Source organism: Streptomyces sp. ISL-10, assembly GCF_018614575.1.
Classification (GTDB): domain Bacteria; phylum Actinomycetota; class Actinomycetes; order Streptomycetales; family Streptomycetaceae; genus Streptomyces.
In genome coordinates, this window is the sequence record NZ_JAGGOJ010000010.1 from 360022 (window position 1) to 376140 (window position 16119).

Sequence of the window (16119 nt, forward strand, 5' to 3'; positions counted from 1 at the left end):
GGTGGCACCCCGCTCCCGTTTCGCGGGGTTGTGTGACTAATCGCCCGGGTGCGTGCACCGGTTGGACGAAGGGTAGGGCTGGGCCGACCACATCTGGTCCGCGCCCGGGTGCGCGGATGCTCACCGAAAGGCCCTTGACTGCCATGGCCCAGCCCTTCGAACTGCCGGATTTCTACGTGCCGTATCCGGCACGGCTCAACCCGCATGTCGAGGAGGCGCGACGGCACACGACGCAGTGGGCACGGCGGATGGGAATGCTGGAGGGTTCCGGCATCTGGGAGGAGAGCGACCTCGCCGCCCACGACTACGCGCTGCTGTGCGCCTCTACGCATCCGGACTGCGATGCGGAGGCGTTGAGTCTGGTCACGGACTGGTATGTGTGGGTCTTCTTCTTCGACGACCACTTCCTGGAGGTCTTCAAGCGCACCCAGGACCGGGCGGGCGGCAAGGCGTATCTGGACCGGCTGCCGGCGTTCATGCCGATGGACCTGTCCCGGGGGACGCCCGAGCCGACGAACCCGGTCGAGGCGGGCCTCGCCGATCTGTGGGCCCGCACGGTACCCGCCATGTCGCCCGCCTGGCGCGCCCGTTTCGCGCTGTCCACCGAGAACCTGCTCAACGAGTCGATGTGGGAGCTGTCCAACATCAACGAGGGTCGCATCGCGAACCCGCTCGAGTACATCGAGATGCGCCGCAAGGTGGGCGGGGCGCCCTGGTCGGCGGGGCTCGTGGAGTACGCGGCGGGGGCCGAGGTCCCCGAGTCCGTCGCGGACTCGCGCCCGCTGCGGGTGCTGCGCGACGCGTTCTCGGACGCGGTGCATCTGCGCAACGACCTGTTCTCGTACCAGCGGGAGGTGGAGGAGGAGGGCGAGAACAGCAACGGCGTGCTGGTCCTGGAGACGTTCCTCGGCTGCACGACGCAGGAGGCGGCGGACGCCGTCAACGACCTGCTGACCTCCCGCGTCCAGCAGTTCGAGAACACCGCGCTGACCGAAGTGCCCGCGCTGTGCCTGGAGAGGGGGCTGAGTCCGGCCGAGTGCGCGGCGGTCGCCGCCTACGCCAAGGGGCTGCAGGACTGGCAGTCCGGCGGCCACGAGTGGCACCTGCGCTCCAGCCGGTACATGAACGAGGGCGTGGACACCGCTTGGGCGTCACCTCTGGACGGTGTGCTCGGGACGTCGGCCCTCGACATCAGGACGCTGTTCGGGCGGCCCGCGGCGGCCCGGCTGCGTACGCTCACGCACCGGCCGCAGCCGGTGGGGCCGTCGTGGCTGCCCGAGTTCGACCTGCCGTTCGCCCTCTCGCTCAGCCCGCATCTGGACGACGCACGCGCCGCGTCGCTGGCCTGGGCGAGCCGCATGGGCCTGCTGAACGACATCTGGGACGAGGCGAAGCTCGCCGGTTTCGACTTCGCGCTGTGCTCGGCCGGGCTGGACCCGGACGCCACTCCGGAGGAGCTGGAGCTCAGCGCCGAATGGCTGACCTGGGGCACGTACGGCGACGACTACTACCCGCTCGTCTACGGCCGGACGCGTGACCTCGCGGGTGCCAGGCTGTCCAACGAACGGCTGAAGCAATGCATGCCCGTCGACGAGCCGGAGGCGGGCGCGGCCGTCGCCGTCGCTCCCATGGAGCGCAGCCTGGCGGACCTGTGGGCCCGTACCGCGGGACCGATGTCGCCGAGCGCCCGGCAGTCCCTGCGCAGGGCGATCGACGTCATGCTCGACAGCTGGCTGTGGGAGCTGCACAACCAGGCGCAGCACCGTGTGCCCGACCCGGTCGACTACATGGAGATGCGGCGGCTGACGTTCGGCTCGGACCTGACCATGAGCCTTGCCCGGCTGCGGCACGAGGGCGAGCTCCCGCCGGAGATCTGCGCGAGCGGCCCGCTGCGCAGCCTGGAGAATTCCGCCGCGGACTACGCCTGTCTGCTCAACGACCTGTTCTCGTACCAGAAGGAGATCGAGTACGAGGGCGAGGTCCACAACGCCGTCCTGGTGGTGCAGACGTTCTTCGACTGCGACTACCCCACGGCGGCCGCGATGACGGACGGGCTGATGCGTTCGCGACTGCGTGAGTTCCTGCATGTGAAGGAGCACGAACTGCTTTTGCTGTGCGAGGACTTCGCGCTGGATGAGAAGGCCCGGGCGGCGCTCGGCAGCTATGTGGGCGAGCTGGAGGACTGGCTGGCCGGGATTCTCAACTGGCACCGTGGCGTACGGCGTTACCGGGAGGAGGACCTGCGCGGCGGAGCCGCCCCCTGGCGGCTGGGCATTCCGACGGGGCTAGGTACGTCGGCGTGCCGGCTGACGCTGCCCGCCCAGCGGTCGAAGGTGCGGGTCCAGTGACGACGGGCGCGCCGGTGTCCTCGCAGCAGGTCGCGAGGACACCGGGGCGCCGTGGTCGAGTCCGGGGTCGTGTGCCGTGGACCCGCGACGGTGCCTCAGGCTGTCACGTCGGCATGGTGTCTCCGGCCGCCGTCGGGGCACGATGCCTCAGGACACGGCCGTGCCGAGCAGGTCGGTCACCGCGGCCAGCCCGCGTGGGCGCAGCGGGCCCCGGGCCACCGGGAGGATGTACGCGGGGATGCCCGCTGTGGTGGCCGCGCCGTCCCGTACCGGGTCGTCGCCCACCATGAGGGCGTGCCCAGGGGGTACGCCCAGGAGGTCGCAGGCGGTCCGGAAGAGGGCCGGGTCCGGCTTCTGCACGCCCAGCTCGCAGGACAGAACGAACCGGGTCACGAGACCGTCCAGACCGGCGTGGGTGAAGGAACCCCGGATGTCCCAGCCCGTGTTGCTCACCACGGCCACCGGGACCTCTGCCGCGTGCAGCGCCCTCAGCACCTGCGGCGTGTCCGGATAGGGGTGCCAGCCGTCGGCCGCGATCACGCAGTCGTAGAACGCCTCCGCGATCAACGCGTCGCTGCCCGGGGCCGATGCGGCCAGTGCGGTCCAGATTGCGCGGTGCCGGTCGGCCGACAGGTCCGCGTTCTCGCGCCGTGCCCGGCCGTCGGCAGAGTCGACCACGGCGAGTATGCCGGTGCACAGCCGCTGCGCCTGCGCATGCCCCAACTCGCGGCCCCGTGCGGCACAACGGGCGATCAGACGCTCGGGACGGATCACCGAGGTGTCGTCGAACAGTGTGCCGGAGAAGTCCATGAGGACCGCGCCGGGCCGGGGCCGCCCCGGGCCGGGCCGCCCGTTCGTCGGTGCCATCAGCGGTACTCCCGCAGCAGTGGAATCGAGGCGAGCAGGGTGGAGGCCCCGAGGGCCAGGCACAGCAGCGGCAGCCCGCCGGCGGCGAGGAGCGGGCCGGCCATGCCGAGCGTGCCGACGACCGCGCCCGCCCCCATCGCCGACTCTCCGAGGCCCTCGGCCCGGTGGCGGTGCCCGGGCCCGGCGGTGCTGATCACCAGAGCGCTGCCGCTGACGAGCTGGAGGTTCCAGCCCAGACCGAGCAGCAGCAGTCCCGGTACGGCGGCCAGGCTGCCGCCGGTGCCCGCGGGGGCGATGAGCGGAAGCGCGAGCAGTTGGACGAAGCCGCCGAGCAGTGCCGTCCGCCGCGGTCCGAAACGGTCGCAGAGCCATCCGGACAGGGCCGACGGGCCGAACATCAGCACGACATGCCCGGCCACCAGCAGCCCGACCGTGTCCAGCGACCAGTGGTGGGCGTGCAGACGAGCAGGGGCGACGCCCATCGCGGTCACCATGGTCAGGTTCGAGACGCCCAGCACGATCAGCGCGAGGGCCGCGCCACCGGTCAGCCGTCGGCCCGTGAGCCGGTGGCCCGCGGCGGAGTCGTCGGCCTTCGGACGGTCACGGGCGCCGGCACCGCCCAGCTGCGGATCGTCGCTCGCGGTGAGCACGGCGGTGCCCCGGGCCCCGACGGTGTGCCGCAAACGGTGTTGCAGCCGCAGCGTCAGCGCGGCGGCGGCCGGGAAGGCGACAGCCGCCAGCAGGTACAGGCCTGCGGCGGCCGGCAGCCCCAGGGCCCGCGCCGCCGTACCCGCGGGGCCGAGCAGCGCCGGTCCGCCGACCGCACCCGCGGTGACCGCGGTCAGAGCGGCGCTCATGGCCCGTGCGCTGTGCCCGGCCGGCGCGAGGTCGGCCGCCACGTAGCGGCCGAGCATCACGGCGTTGTTGCCGATCCCGAGCAACACGCTGCCCACGAGCAGCGTGGCGGGGTCGGTGAGCGTGGCCGCGAGGACCACCAGGGCGGCCCCTGCCGTGGCCAGTGCGTAGCCGACGGCGAGGCCCGCGGTCCGTCCGCGCCGTCGCATCAGCGCCGTGAGCAGCGGTGCGGACACAGCGGCTCCCAGCACCAGGAGGCCGAGGGGCAGGGCCGAGTAGGCGGTGGATCCGAGGATGTCCTCGGCGATGAGCGAACCGGCCGTGCCACCGGCGGCAAGTCCGAGCGCACCCACGCCCTGCGCAGCGAGCAGGGCGCGCAGCGCGGACCTCCCGGTCCTGCCGGCAGGCGCCTCGCCGGGGGCAGGGGTGAGTCCGGGGGCAGGCGCGGCGTCACGGGTGCCGGCCGGTGCCGCGTCCCGGGGTCCGGTCCGTGAGATCATCACGCGGCCTTGGCGGGCGGGCCCAGGCGGGCCGCGTGCTTGCGGAACAGATCGTCGATCCTGAGGTGTTCGGCCGGCATCCGCTCCCGGTGCGGCTCGGTGAGCCTGACGATGCGGCGTACGGACTCCGGTTCGGCATCGGTGATCGCGTGGTCGAGCAGCCCCCAGGCCAGCGCGTCGAAGACGCCGCGGATCCAGTTCTCGTCGGTGGGGTGGGCGCACAGCCGGGTCAGGTGGTCGACGCCCGCACGCAGTTCGGGGGTGAGCCGGGCGCGGCCGCCGGCGCAGTCGACGTCGCCGCCGGGGCCGGGCCGCACGGTCGGCGCCTCCAGGGCGTTGATCAGCGGGCTGACCTCACCGGAGTAGCGAGGATCGTAGAGCCCGGGGTAGGGCTGCTCCTCGTAACCGGGCTCGTATCCGACGACCTCCACGGGGACGGGCCGGCCCTGTTCGGCCACCGCGCCCAGGGCGAGGTCCATCAGGCTCACGGGCCAGCCCAGGTCGTGGATGGCGTACAGCCGGAAACGGTCGTCGAGCGGGGCCAGCGACGCGGCGAGCAGCAGCCGAGCCGACTCGCGCGCCGACTGGACGTAGAACGAGGTGTCCCTGCCGTGCAGTCGCAGGGGTTCACCACGTCGGCACCAGTCCCGGAAGCGGCCGAGCACGATCGCGTTGTCGACGACGTGGGTGAAGCGGACGGCAGCGCCCGGCAGGACGCCCCGCTCGGCCGCGTCGACCACGAGCCACTCGCCGGTGCGTTTGCTCTGGGCGTAGACGTCGCTGGTGTAGGGCCGCAGCGCCTTGCCCGTGGAGGCGTACACGAGCTGGCCGGTCCCCGCCGCGACGCAGGCCTCGATGACGTGGGCCGTGCCCAGCACGTTGGTGCTGATGGTGTGTGCCGCCGCGCGCTCGGCCAGACCCGGGTCGCGCTGTGCGGCCAGGTGGAAGACGAGGTCGGGACCAATCCGTCGCAACAGTGCGGTCAGTCCGGCGCCGTCGCGGATGTCGAGAGTGTGGTGCTCGTCGGCGTCGGGCAGGCGGGGCTGCTCCTCCAGTCCCACACCGACGACACGCGCCGGGGAGTAGGCCCGGAGTTCGGCGAGCAGCGCCCGCCCGATACAGCCCGCTGCTCCGGTGACGACGACGGTGCGGCCGGCGATACGCCGGCGCAGGTCGTCCTCGGGCACGAGGATGGTTCGCCGTTGTACGTCCAGATAGTCCTGGAACGCGGAACGGCTCTGCTCGGACACGGTGTCGGGGAACACCGGGTCGGGCCGGCGACCCGCGGAGTCGACCATGTGTTCCATAAGGCACCTCGCGTTCGTGGGAGAGCTGTGCTCCGAACACGGGCGAGCGTAGGAAGGCGGGGCCGGGCCCGCCACGAACCGCTCCAGTGTCTGTCAACTCCACTGCCTCAGGGCCGACTTGACCAACTCACCTCTGCCGTCTTCCGACGAGGCGGCCGTCTGCGCATACACTGCACCGCCCGCCGCCGGAAGAGGCGGCACCGGCGGGTCGTGGTGGCGGAGCGCTGCCGGGTGCCGGAGGCGGAATCCGGGAGAGCACCCGAACACCGAGGGGAAGTCCAAGGGCATGGACACAGGGCAGCAGCAGCGTGCGAGTCTGGTGATCGCCTCCAACCGCGGACCGGTCGAACGGCGGACCGGCGACGACGGCCGGGGGGTCGTGCACCGCGGAGCCGGCGGCCTGATCGCCGTACTCGGCCCGGCGCTCGCCTCACACGGCGGGGTCTGGGTGGCCGCCGCCCTGACCGACGAGGACCGGGCCGCCGCCCGGGAACTGCGCGCACGGGGCCGGCTCGACGAAGTGGACCTGCCCGAGGGCCCGATCGGCGTACGGCTGCTCGACCTCGGCCCAGCCCTCTTCGCCGCCTACTACCAAACGGTCTCCACGGAGCTGTTGTGGTTCCTGCAGCACCATTTGCCCCATGATGGCGGGAAGTCGGCCTTCGACGCGGACCTGGGATCCCACTGGGACGCGTACCGCCGGGTCAACGACGACTTCGCGGCCGCGTGCGCCGAGTCCGCGCTGCCCGGCGGCACCGTACTGCTGCAGGACTACCACCTGACGCTGGCCCCGCGCCGGCTGCGGGAGTTGCGCCCGGATCTGCGCAGCGCGCACTGCACCATGACGCCGTGGGCCGACCCCGAGCGCTTCGCCGTGCTCCCCGTCGACATACAGCGGGAGTTGGTGACCGGTCTGCTGGGAGCAGATCTGGTGTGCTTCCTCGTGCCGCGCTGGGCCGAGGCGTTCCTGTCCTGCTGCGAGCAGCTGGGGCTGCGCACCGACCACGCCCGACGGGCGGTGCGCGGCCCGGACGGGCGCTGGTCGCGGGTGCGCTGTTTCCCGGTGGGCGTGGACGCCGAGGCCCTGCACACGCGCGCCGCGGCCCCGGACGTGGCGGAGCACGAACGCCGGCTGCGCGCCCTGACCGGGGACGCCCGCCTGGTGGTGCGGGTGGACCGGATGGAACCGTCGAAGAACATCGTGCGGGGGCTGGAGGCGTACGCGCGCTTCCTCGAACAGCACCCCGGCCGGCACGGCTCGGTGGTGCACTTCGTTCTCGCCTACGCTTCACGTGGCGAGCTGGCCGCGTACCGCGAGCTCGCGGCGCAGGTCGAGATGCTCGCCGCAGGAATCAACGAGCGCTTCGGCAGGGACGGTTGGCAGCCGGTCGTCCTGGAGACCCGCAACGACTTCGGGCGCGGACTGGCGGCGATGGCCATGGCCGACGTGCTGGTGGTGAATCCGGTACGGGACGGTATGAACCTCGTCGCGAAGGAGGCCGCCGTACTCAGCCGGCGCGATCTGGCGCTGGTCCTGTCCCGGCACGCCGGAGCGGCTGACGACCTCGCCGACGGCTGCGTACTGATCGACCCCTTCGACGTCCAGGAGCTCGCGGACGCCATCGCCGCGGGCCTCGACCTGTCTCGCGCGGAGCGGGCAGAACGGCTGGAGAGGCTGCGCAAGGGTGCGGTGGCGCTGCCGCCCGGACGGTGGCTGACCGACGTCCTGGCAGAGCTTGCTCAGGCTGGCGAGGAAGAAGGGGAACGAGCCGAGCGGGCCGTGGAGGCCGCGGAATAGGTCCCGCGGGCAGGTGCAGGAGCCAGGTGCGGTGCGGTCTGGGCGATGCCCAGGCTCCGCTCACCTGTCGCTCACGCGCATCGCCGTGCCCGCGCAAGGCGGGCACGGCGATGCGGTGTGCGGCGGGTTCGTGCCGTGGGTTCAGCCCTGCTGGAAGAGCTCCGCGGGCAGCGGCTTCAGCAGCGCGTAGAGGTCGTCGGTGATCGGGCGGTCCCAGCTGGCGATCGTGACGAGCACGTTGTCGCTGCGGTCGAACTGGACGCAGGAGATCCGGCTTTCGGAGAGCTTGACGCGCCGGACGATCAGCAGATTGTCGCCCTGCATCACCGGCGTGTCCTCGACGTCGACCACCTCGACGGGCTCGTCGTTGTCCAGGGCGATCAGGAGCTGGGCGACCTCGAAGGGGATCTCGCCCTCCTCCACCTCACGGGCGGGGGACCCCTCGGGCAGATTTCCGATGATCATCGCGGGGCCGCGGCCGCCGAACAGGTCGTAGCGCAGGAAGACGCCCTGGCAGCTGCCGTCGGGGGCGGGCAGCAGACCGGCGCCGAGATTTCCGGGCCAGTCGCCCGGGTCCATGGCCAGGACATCGAAGTCCGGACCCGCGGGAGTGGCGGCGCTGCGGCGGCGGAGAAACGACATAACCGCAATGGTACGTGCCCGCAGGGGGTCGGCCGAGTCGGGGCAGGGGCCCTGTCGCGTGCGACGGGGACGCTGTCCTCCATGGTCACGCCGGGGGCAGTGCGGCCGGGCCGGGGCCTGCTTTGAACGCGCGCGGCGCCGCGCCCGTACCCCTGGGCGCACGCGTTGTCCGCGAGGAGCAGAGCACCGACGAAGATCCGTACCGACACGTGAGGATCCGCCCATGAACGACCCCATCGGCCCCGACCTGCAGGCCCTTCCCGACGGCGAGGCAGAACTCCGTCTCGTGGTCCGACTCCAGTGGGAGGACGTGGCGGCGCTCGGCCAGGAGGCGGGCAGGCTCGCCGCTCGGATGCAGCGGCCCGTGAGCCTCGACGAGGCCGCTGGGCACCGGCTGCGCACCCGCTCCGCGATGCGCGCCAAGCCCGCCACGGACCCTGCCCCGCCCCTCCCGCCGACCGCGGCCTCGGTCCCGTCCGTCTCGACGCTGACGGCCCGTACGCCGGGTGAGCACGCCCGCCAGGCCATCGAGAAGATCAACGGCTCGGCGGCCGGCCCGTCCTACGGCGCGACCCAGACGTCCGCCTGACGCGGCCGCGGCCGCGGTCCGGGAGAAAGCCCGGTCGGAGACCGTGTCGCCGCGGGCGGTCGACGGGGCGGGGGCCGACCTCCGCCGCAGGCGGTCGCCTGGGTCGGGGGCGCGGGGGACCGGGGCAGCGCCGGATGCGACGCCGGCCGCCGCCGAGGTACCGGAGCACCGTGGGTGCGCCGGCCGCCGACCGAGGTGGGTGCGGGGCCTGCGCGCCCCGGCCGGGCGGGCCGGCTGCCGCGCCTCCGCGCGGTCTCGCCCCGCGGATCGCGTCGCCTCGGCGACCGGGCCGGGAGTACGGGCCGGGTGCTCCGTCGGGAACGACCGACGGCGTGCGTGCACCGGCGGCCCGGCTGCCGCCGCGTCCGCGCGGTCTCGCCCTGCGGACCATCGAGGCCGTCCACGTGCCGGCGGACCCACTCGGTCAGCTCCGCCGTATCCGCCAGGTCGTCGGCCACGCCTCCATGCCCGTCGTGGCGGACCGTGAGGGCGAGGTCGAGAACGAGGCAGTGAGCAGGCGCGGCCGCGTCGCCGGCCACCGTGGCCCCGGCCATTCCAGGTCAGGTCAGGTCAGGTCATGCTCCGTCATGTCACGTCAGGTCGAACTCACCGTGGCGGGCGTTCAGCACGAAGGCACGCCACTCGGCAGGTGTGAAGATCAGCGACGGGTTCTCGGGCCGCCCCCCGTTGCGCATCGCGACAAAGCCTTCGACGAAGGCGATCTGGACGTCGCCCACTCCCCGACTGCCCGACTGCCAGTCGGCGCCGCTGAGATCCAGCTCCGGCTTGTCCCAGCCCGAAAACATGTGCGTGGTAGTGGTGGTGGTGCTGTCGGCCACGTCCCTGCTCCTCCCGCATCGATTCCGGGGCCAGACTAGCGACGGCGCAGGGTCGCGGACAGGGCGCGGACACGCGGCGCGGCGTCGGCCGGCCGGTGCGTGCCACATCATGCGGCCGGCGGCTCCGCCCCCACGAGCCACATGGAGAAGAACTGCGATCCGCCGCCGTACGCGTGGCCCAGCGCCCTGCGGGCGCCGTCGACCTGGTGCTCACCGGCCTGTCCGCGTACCTGCAGTGCCGCCTCGGCGAAACGGATCATGCCCGAGGCCCCGATGGGGTTGGTGGACAGCACGCCGCCCGACGGGTTGACGGGCAGATCGCCGTCGAGTCCGGTCGCTCCGGACTCGGTGAGCTTCCACCCCTCGCCCTCGGCGGCGAAGCCCAGGTTCTCCAGCCACATCGGCTCGTACCAGGAGAACGGTACGTACATCTCGACCGCGTCGATCTCGCGGCGTGGGTCGGTGATGCCTGCCTGCCGGTAGACATCGGCGGCGCAGTCCTTTCCGGCCTGCGGGGAGACGAAGTCCTTGCCCGCGAACATCGTCGGCTCACTGCGCATGGCACCGCCGTGCATCCAGGCGGGCGGCGCGGGCGAACGGGCAGCGCCACTGCGGTCGGTGAGGACCATGGCGCAGGCGCCGTCGGAGGAGGGGCAGGTCTCGGAGTAGCGCACGGGGTCCCAGAGCATGGGCGACGCCTGCACCTTCTCCAGAGTGATGTCGTGCTCGTGCAGGTGGGCGTACGGGTTCTTGAGCGCGTTGCGGCGGTCCTTGTAGGCGACGAGGGAACCGATCGTGTCCGGTGCGCCGGTGCGCCGCATGTAGGCGCGTACGTGGGGGGCGAAGAAGCCGCCGGCCCCCGCGAGGAGGGGCTGCTGGAAGGGGATCGGCAGCGACAGGCCCCACATGGCGTTGGACTCGGACTGCTTCTCGAAGGCGACCGTGAGGACGGAGCGGTGGACGCGTGCGGCGACCAGGCCGGCGGCGACGAGCGCGGTGGAGCCGCCGACCGATCCGGCGGTGTGCACGCGGAGCACGGGTTTTCCAACGGCGCCGAGCGCGTCGGCGAGATACAGCTCGGGCATCATCACGCCCTCGAAGAAGTCCGGCGCCTTGCCGATGACGACGGCGTCGATGTCGGCCCAGCCGAGCTGGGCGTCGTCCAGGGCCCGCTGCGCGGCCTCGCGGACGAGTCCGGCGATGGAGACGTCGCGGCGGGCGGCGACGTGCTTGGTCTGGCCGATGCCGACGACGGCCACGGGCTCACGGGGCATGTCAGACCTCTCCTTCGAGGACGGCGACCAGGTTCTGCTGCAGGCAGGGGCCGGACGTGGCGTGGGCAAGGGCCCGGTCGGACGTGCCGCGGTGGATGCGGGCGGCCGCCTCGCCGAGCCTGATCAGGCCGGTGGCCATCACGGGATTGGCTGCCAGCGCTCCGCCGGACGGGTTGACCCTCACGCTGTCGTCGAGGTCGAGACTCCGGCGCAGGACGATCTCCTGCGAACTGAACGGGGCATGCAGTTCCGCGGTGTCGACGGGCCGCTCGAACACTCCGGCGTGCTCGGCCGCGAGGCGCGTCGACGGCGAGTGCGTGAGGTCCCGTACGCCGAGGGAGTGGGCCTCGACGCGGTGGTCGATGCCCCGTATCCACGCAGGGCGGGGACACAGTGCGCGGGCGGTGTCGCCGGCGGCGAGGATCACCGCGGCCGCGCCGTCGCCGACCGGCGGACAGTCGGCGGCCCTGAGCGGCCGGACGAGGTGCTCGGTGGCGGGAAGCTCGCCCTTGAGCTGAGCGTGAGGGTTGGCGGTCGCGTCGGCACGGCTGCGAGCGGCGACCGCCGCGAAGACCGACTCGTCGGCGATGCCCGCGTCGACGACCGCCTGCGCCTGGAGGGCAGCGAGAGCGACCGAGTCGGGCCAGAGCGGGGCGAGGTAGTACGGGTCGAGCTGACGGCTCAGCACCTCGCGCACGTCACCGGGGGATGACTTGCCGTACGCGTAGACGAGCGCGGTGTCCGCCTCACCCGTCAGGAGTTTCACCCACGCCTCGTACAGGGCCCAGGCGCCGTCCGTCTCTACGTGCGACTCGCTGATCGGCGGCCAGGCGCCCACTCCGTCGAGGGCCATGGTGAAGGAGAAGGCGCGTCCGGCGAGGTAGTCGCTGGAGCCGGAGCAGGTGAAGCCGATGTCGCCGGTCGTCAGGCCCGTACGGGTGAGGACGTCGTGCAGCACCGGCATGAGCATCTCGACCTCGGACACGTCGTCCGTGCGGCGCCGGTGGTCGGTCTGCGCGAAGGCGACGATGGCGACGTCCCTGGCGTACCGCGTCACAGCAGCTCCTTGTACGTGTCGTAGTCGGCGTCGGGCTCGCCGGTCGGCCGGTAGTGGTCGGGGTGCAGCGTGCCGTCGCGCCACACCGGTTCGACGCGCAGACCCATGCGCACCTGGTCGTACGGGATGCCTGCGATGCGCCCGTGCAGCGCGAGGTCGGCGCCGTCGAGGGCGATGTGCGCATAGACGTAGGGCACCTCGATGGCGTCGTTCAGGGCGTTCCTGGCCTTGATGTTGACGATGCAGAACGTGGTCACGGTGCCGCTGGGCCCCACCTCGACCTGTTCCGCGGTCGCTACCCCGCACGTGGGGCAGGCACCGCGGGGCGGGACGTAGACCTTCCGGCAGCGGGGGCAGCGTTCGCCGACGATCCGGCGCTCGGCGAGCGCGGCGAGGTGGGCGCTCTGCGCGCGGCCGGGGGCGTAGGTGTAGTCGAGCCGGGCGGGGGTGACGATGGCCGTGACGGGGTCGTCGAAGGCGCCGCTGTGGGGGCGGGCGGTGGCGGCGGCGGGGGCAGCGCGGCACGGCTCCGCGACGTGCCCCGCGCCGTACTCCGCATCGTTCTCCGCATCGTTCTCCGTGTCGCACAGCTCGAAGCAGGCGATGTCCGTGATGGCGCCGGTGCGCTGCGCGGCCCATCGGACGCGCACCCGCACACCCGTGCGTACGGCATCGGGGCCGGGTGCGTCGAGGACGTGCAGCAGAGCGGTGTCGGCGCCGTCGAGGCGGACGAGCACCCAGGCGAAGGGGGTGGTCAGCGGCTGGCCACGGCGCGGGACCGGGTTCCAGGCCCAGGTGATGACCGTGCCGGTGGTGCCGACCTCGACCAGGCTGCTCAACTCCTCGGCGGTGACGGGGTCGTATTCGACGGGCGGCACGAGCACCTTGCCGTCGCCGGTGCGTACGCCGAGGACGGCCTTCTCGCGCAGCCCGGTGAGGAAGGCGCTCTGCACGGGCCCGAGGGAGCGGGTGAAGGGGAACTCGACGACCATCGGCGCGCTGAGCGCCTCCGTCGCGGGGCCGGGTCCGGGTCGGGGTGTCATTGGGCGGCGCTCCGTTCTGCGCGACGGACGGGGTCAGGCCCGGCGGTAGACCGGCGGGCGTTTCTCGGCGAAGGCGCGGGCGCCTTCCTTGGCGTCAGCCGTGTCGAAGAGGGGCCAGCCCCGCTTCAGTTCGGCGGCCAGTCCCTCCGCTTCGGCCATGCCGGCCGTGGCGTACACGGATGCCTTGACGGCCTCCACGGCCAGCGGGCCGCAGGCGTTGATCCGTTCCGCGATGCCGAGTGCCGTCTCCAGCGCGGTGCCGTCCGGGACGACACGGCCGACGAGCCCGATCCGGAACGCCTCGTCGGCGCTGTACGGGCGGCCCGTGAGCAGCATCTCCAGGGCGTGGGTGTGCGGGATCTGGCGCGGCAGCCGTACGGTCGAGCCGCCGATCGGGAACAGTCCGCGGCGGACCTCGAAGAGTCCGAACGTCGCGCCTTCGCCCGCGATGCGGATGTCGGTGCCCTGCAGGATCTCCGTGCCGCCCGCCACGCAGTGGCCCTCGACGGCTGCAATCACCGGTTTACGGGGCCGGTGATGGCGGAGCATCGCCTTCCAGTGCAGATCGGGGTCGGCTTCCATCCGGTCCCGGTACTGCTGCCCCGCCATACCCCGGCCCGAGAGCGCTTTGAGGTCCATGCCGGAGCAGAAACTGCCGCCGGCGCCGGTGAGGACGACGGAGCGCACGGTGTCGTCCTCGTCCGCCTCCAGCCAGCCGTCGTACAGGCCGACGAGCATGGCCATGGACAGGGCGTTCTTCGCCTCGGGTCTGTTGAGGGTGAGCACGAGTGTGGCGCCTTCGCGCCGCACGGTGAGGTGTTCGGTACCGCCGTCTCGTCCCATGCGCGGACCTCCCGTCCGGTGACCTGGAACAGGTTGCAGCAGGCCGGGTGCCAGTTCAAGAGTTTTCTGACAACCAGTCAGATTTCTTCGGCGGCGGGCCTTCCCCCTTGTGCCGCCCGGCGCTCTAATGACGGCCGGGCCGTGGTTCGCCGATGACAGGCCGTGTTCGCCGATGACAGGAGGAGCGGTGGAGTACAACCTTGCCGATCTGTTCGAATCGGTAGTCGACGCGGTCCCGGACCGCGAGGCGCTGGTGTACATCGACCACCCGGGCACGGGCGCCGAGCGTCGCCTCACCTACGCCGGGCTCGACGCGGCGGCCAACCGCATCGCCCACCACCTGCTGGACGCGGGCCTCCGGCCCGGCGAGCACCTGGGCCTGCATCTGTACAACGGCGTGGAATATCTGCAGACCGTCCTCGGCTGCCTCAAGGCACGCATCGTGCCGGTGAACGTCAACTACCGTTATGTGGAAGAGGAACTGGTCTACCTCTACCGCGACGCCGATCTGGCGGCGCTCGTCTTCGACGCCGAGTTCGACCAGCGGGTCGCCGGCGCCCTGCCCCGTGCTGACCGGCTCCGCCATCTCCTGCGGGTCGGCACGCCGCCCGACGGCGCGCCACTCGACGGCACGTCCCTTGTCGGCGCGGTGGCCTTCGCCGAAGCCGAGGCCGAGGCGTCGCCCGGCCGCGGGTTCGCGCAGCGCTCGGGGGACGACCAGTTCATCATCTATACGGGCGGGACGACCGGCATGCCCAAGGGGGTGATGTGGCGTCAGGAGGACCTCTTCTTCTCGGGTCTCGGGGGCGGGGCGCCCACCGGGGAGCCGGTGTCGTCGCCCGAGGAACTGGCCCAGCGGGTCGCCGCCGGCGGCGACGGCATCACGTTTTTTCCCACTCCCCCGCTGATGCACGGCACATCGACCCTCACCGCGTTCATCGGGTTCAACTTCGGCCAACGGGTCGTCCTGCACCGCAAATTCGTGCCGTCCGAGGTGCTGCGAACCATCGAGCGGGAGAAGGTGACCAGCGTGTCCCTCGTCGGCGACGCGATGCTGCGGCCGCTGATCGACGCGCTCAGCGGTCCGCTCAAGGGCTGCGACCTGTCGTCGCTGTTCAGCGTCTCCAGTTCGGGCGCGATCATGTCGGAGACGGTGCGCGCCCAGTTCGCCGCGCTCGCCCCGAACGTACTGCTGCTGAACAACTTCGGCTCGTCCGAGTCCGGTTTCAACGGGACGGCGACCGACGACTCGGGACCGGACAACGGCTTCCGGCTCAGGGTCAACTCCCGTACGGCGGTGGTGGACCCGGCCACGTACGAGCCGGTGAAGCCGGGCGAGCCGGGCCGTATCGCGCAGCGCGGTCATGTCCCGCTGGGCTACTACAACGACCCACGGAAGACGGCGGAGACGTTCTTCCGGCGCGGGGGCGAGCGGTGGGTGCTGCTCGGTGACATGGCGACGGTCGACGACAGCGGCATCGTCACGGTCCTCGGCCGCGGATCCCAGTGCATCAACACGGGTGGCGAGAAGGTGTACCCGGAGGAGGTCGAGCAGGCCCTGAAGTCCCATCCCGACGTGTACGACGCGCTGGTCGCGGGTGTGCCGGACGGGACATGGGGCAACCGGGTCGCGGCGGTGGTGCAGCCACGCGCGGGAGCCGCCGCGCCGACTCTAAAGGATCTGCGGTCGCACTGCCGCGGCCGTCTCGCGGGCTACAAGATCCCCCGCCGACTGGTGATCACCGCGGAGATCCGGCGGTCGCCCAGCGGCAAGGCGGACTACCGCTGGGCGCGAGCGGTGGCGTCGGATCCGGGCCCGGATCCGGCTGCGGATGTGGATGCGGATGCGGATGCCGGTCGCGGTCCGCGTCCGGAGCCGGCGCCCCGGGACTGAGCGGCCGCCCGTCCACCGGCCCGCCGGGGCTGGGTCCGGAAGGCGCGGACCGACGGCAGGCCCGCGTCAGGGCGGTCGTGTGCAGGGAGTCGAGGCGGCGCTCCTGGCGAACGTGCGCGGCGGCCGCGACGAGCCGGCCGTCGCACGACGGCACCCGCCCCGACGCCGCGGAGCCGGCGAGTTGCACGGGTTCCCTTCCCGGATCGACAGATCACACGGGTCACGCGGACCACACGGGCCGATCGTACGAAGGGCGGCGAGGC

General features: G+C 72.3%; 13 protein-coding genes. 4 read left to right on the forward strand and 9 right to left on the reverse strand.

Features of this window, described 5'->3' with window-relative positions:
* The first annotated feature begins 143 nt into the window (after positions 1–143).
* Entirely contained in the window at positions 144–2348 is a 2205-nt protein-coding gene (locus tag J7E88_RS12040; RefSeq protein WP_215179950.1) for a terpene synthase family protein, read from the forward strand.
* Between the two features lie 147 nt (positions 2349–2495).
* Here J7E88_RS12040 and J7E88_RS12045 read toward each other — a convergent pair whose 3' ends face one another.
* The 3 genes from J7E88_RS12045 to J7E88_RS12055 are packed head-to-tail and all read right to left on the reverse strand — an operon-like array spanning position 2496 to position 5877.
* A complete protein-coding gene (locus tag J7E88_RS12045; protein WP_215179951.1) occupies positions 2496–3215 on the reverse strand; it encodes an HAD family hydrolase in 720 nt (239 codons plus the stop codon).
* Positions 3215–4570, reverse strand: a complete 1356-nt coding sequence (locus J7E88_RS12050) for an MFS transporter (protein WP_215179952.1) — start codon at positions 4568–4570, stop codon at positions 3215–3217. Before J7E88_RS12050 ends, J7E88_RS12045 begins: the two co-directional genes overlap by 1 nt.
* Entirely contained in the window at positions 4570–5877 is a 1308-nt protein-coding gene (locus tag J7E88_RS12055) for an NAD(P)-dependent oxidoreductase (RefSeq protein WP_215179953.1), read from the reverse strand. Before J7E88_RS12055 ends, J7E88_RS12050 begins: the two co-directional genes overlap by 1 nt.
* Before the next feature lie 286 nt (positions 5878–6163).
* On the opposite strand from J7E88_RS12055, the gene J7E88_RS12060 reads away from it, so the two are divergent.
* Complete coding sequence (locus J7E88_RS12060) at positions 6164–7675, forward strand: trehalose-6-phosphate synthase (protein WP_215179954.1); 1512 nt, start codon at positions 6164–6166, stop codon at positions 7673–7675.
* Between the two features lie 141 nt (positions 7676–7816).
* Here the strand turns inward: J7E88_RS12060 and J7E88_RS12065 are convergent, their stop codons facing one another.
* On the reverse strand, positions 7817–8317 hold the full coding sequence (locus J7E88_RS12065) for a hypothetical protein (protein ID WP_215179956.1): 501 nt from the start codon (positions 8315–8317) through the stop codon (positions 7817–7819).
* A 223-nt stretch (positions 8318–8540) separates the two neighbouring features.
* Here J7E88_RS12065 and J7E88_RS12070 point away from each other — a divergent pair, with 223 nt between their 5' ends.
* Complete coding sequence (locus J7E88_RS12070) at positions 8541–8906, forward strand: hypothetical protein (RefSeq protein ID WP_215179958.1); 366 nt, start codon at positions 8541–8543, stop codon at positions 8904–8906.
* 590 nt (positions 8907–9496) lie between these two features.
* Here the strand turns inward: J7E88_RS12070 and J7E88_RS12075 are convergent.
* The 5 genes from J7E88_RS12075 to J7E88_RS12095 all read right to left on the reverse strand — a co-directional run bounded on the left by J7E88_RS12075 (position 9497) and on the right by J7E88_RS12095 (position 13962).
* Positions 9497–9712: a DUF397 domain-containing protein gene (locus J7E88_RS12075; protein ID WP_215180186.1), complete on the reverse strand. Its 216-nt coding sequence runs from the start codon at positions 9710–9712 to the stop codon at positions 9497–9499.
* A gap of 140 nt (positions 9713–9852) precedes the next feature.
* On the reverse strand, positions 9853–11019 hold the full coding sequence (locus J7E88_RS12080; protein WP_215179960.1) for a thiolase domain-containing protein: 1167 nt from the start codon (positions 11017–11019) through the stop codon (positions 9853–9855).
* Between the two features lies 1 nt (position 11020).
* Positions 11021–12076 carry a thiolase domain-containing protein gene (locus J7E88_RS12085; protein WP_215179962.1) on the reverse strand — a complete coding sequence of 352 codons (1056 nt, stop codon included), beginning with the start codon at positions 12074–12076 and terminating at the stop codon, positions 11021–11023.
* Positions 12073–13119 (reverse strand): OB-fold nucleic acid binding domain-containing protein, encoded by a 1047-nt coding sequence (locus J7E88_RS12090; RefSeq protein ID WP_215179964.1) that lies wholly within the window; start codon positions 13117–13119, stop codon positions 12073–12075. The genes J7E88_RS12085 and J7E88_RS12090 overlap by 4 nt, the downstream gene beginning before the upstream one ends.
* Before the next feature lie 33 nt (positions 13120–13152).
* Entirely contained in the window at positions 13153–13962 is an 810-nt protein-coding gene (locus J7E88_RS12095) for a crotonase/enoyl-CoA hydratase family protein (RefSeq protein WP_215179966.1), read from the reverse strand.
* Between the two features lie 187 nt (positions 13963–14149).
* Between J7E88_RS12095 and J7E88_RS12100 the strand changes: the two genes are divergently transcribed.
* Complete coding sequence (locus tag J7E88_RS12100) at positions 14150–15856, forward strand: acyl-CoA synthetase (protein ID WP_215179968.1); 1707 nt, start codon at positions 14150–14152, stop codon at positions 15854–15856.
* Positions 15857–16119 lie beyond the last annotated feature (263 nt).

What these genes read in the sequence shown, in the direction of transcription:
- J7E88_RS12075 (WP_215180186.1), bottom strand. Translation starts at nt 9,712, where the DNA reads ATGTTTTCGGGCTGGGACAAGCCGGAGCTGGATCTCAGCGGCGCCGAC.
- J7E88_RS12070 (WP_215179958.1), top strand. Translation starts at nt 8,541, where the DNA reads ATGAACGACCCCATCGGCCCCGACCTGCAGGCCCTTCCCGACGGCGAG.
- J7E88_RS12055 (WP_215179953.1), bottom strand. Translation starts at nt 5,877, where the DNA reads ATGGAACACATGGTCGACTCCGCGGGTCGCCGGCCCGACCCGGTGTTC.
- J7E88_RS12045 (WP_215179951.1), bottom strand. Translation starts at nt 3,215, where the DNA reads ATGGCACCGACGAACGGGCGGCCCGGCCCGGGGCGGCCCCGGCCCGGC.
- J7E88_RS12065 (WP_215179956.1), bottom strand. Translation starts at nt 8,317, where the DNA reads ATGTCGTTTCTCCGCCGCCGCAGCGCCGCCACTCCCGCGGGTCCGGAC.
- J7E88_RS12050 (WP_215179952.1), bottom strand. Translation starts at nt 4,570, where the DNA reads ATGATCTCACGGACCGGACCCCGGGACGCGGCACCGGCCGGCACCCGT.
- J7E88_RS12095 (WP_215179966.1), bottom strand. Translation starts at nt 13,962, where the DNA reads ATGGGACGAGACGGCGGTACCGAACACCTCACCGTGCGGCGCGAAGGC.
- J7E88_RS12040 (WP_215179950.1), top strand. Translation starts at nt 144, where the DNA reads ATGGCCCAGCCCTTCGAACTGCCGGATTTCTACGTGCCGTATCCGGCA.
- J7E88_RS12090 (WP_215179964.1), bottom strand. Translation starts at nt 13,119, where the DNA reads ATGACACCCCGACCCGGACCCGGCCCCGCGACGGAGGCGCTCAGCGCG.
- J7E88_RS12060 (WP_215179954.1), top strand. Translation starts at nt 6,164, where the DNA reads ATGGACACAGGGCAGCAGCAGCGTGCGAGTCTGGTGATCGCCTCCAAC.
- J7E88_RS12080 (WP_215179960.1), bottom strand. Translation starts at nt 11,019, where the DNA reads ATGCCCCGTGAGCCCGTGGCCGTCGTCGGCATCGGCCAGACCAAGCAC.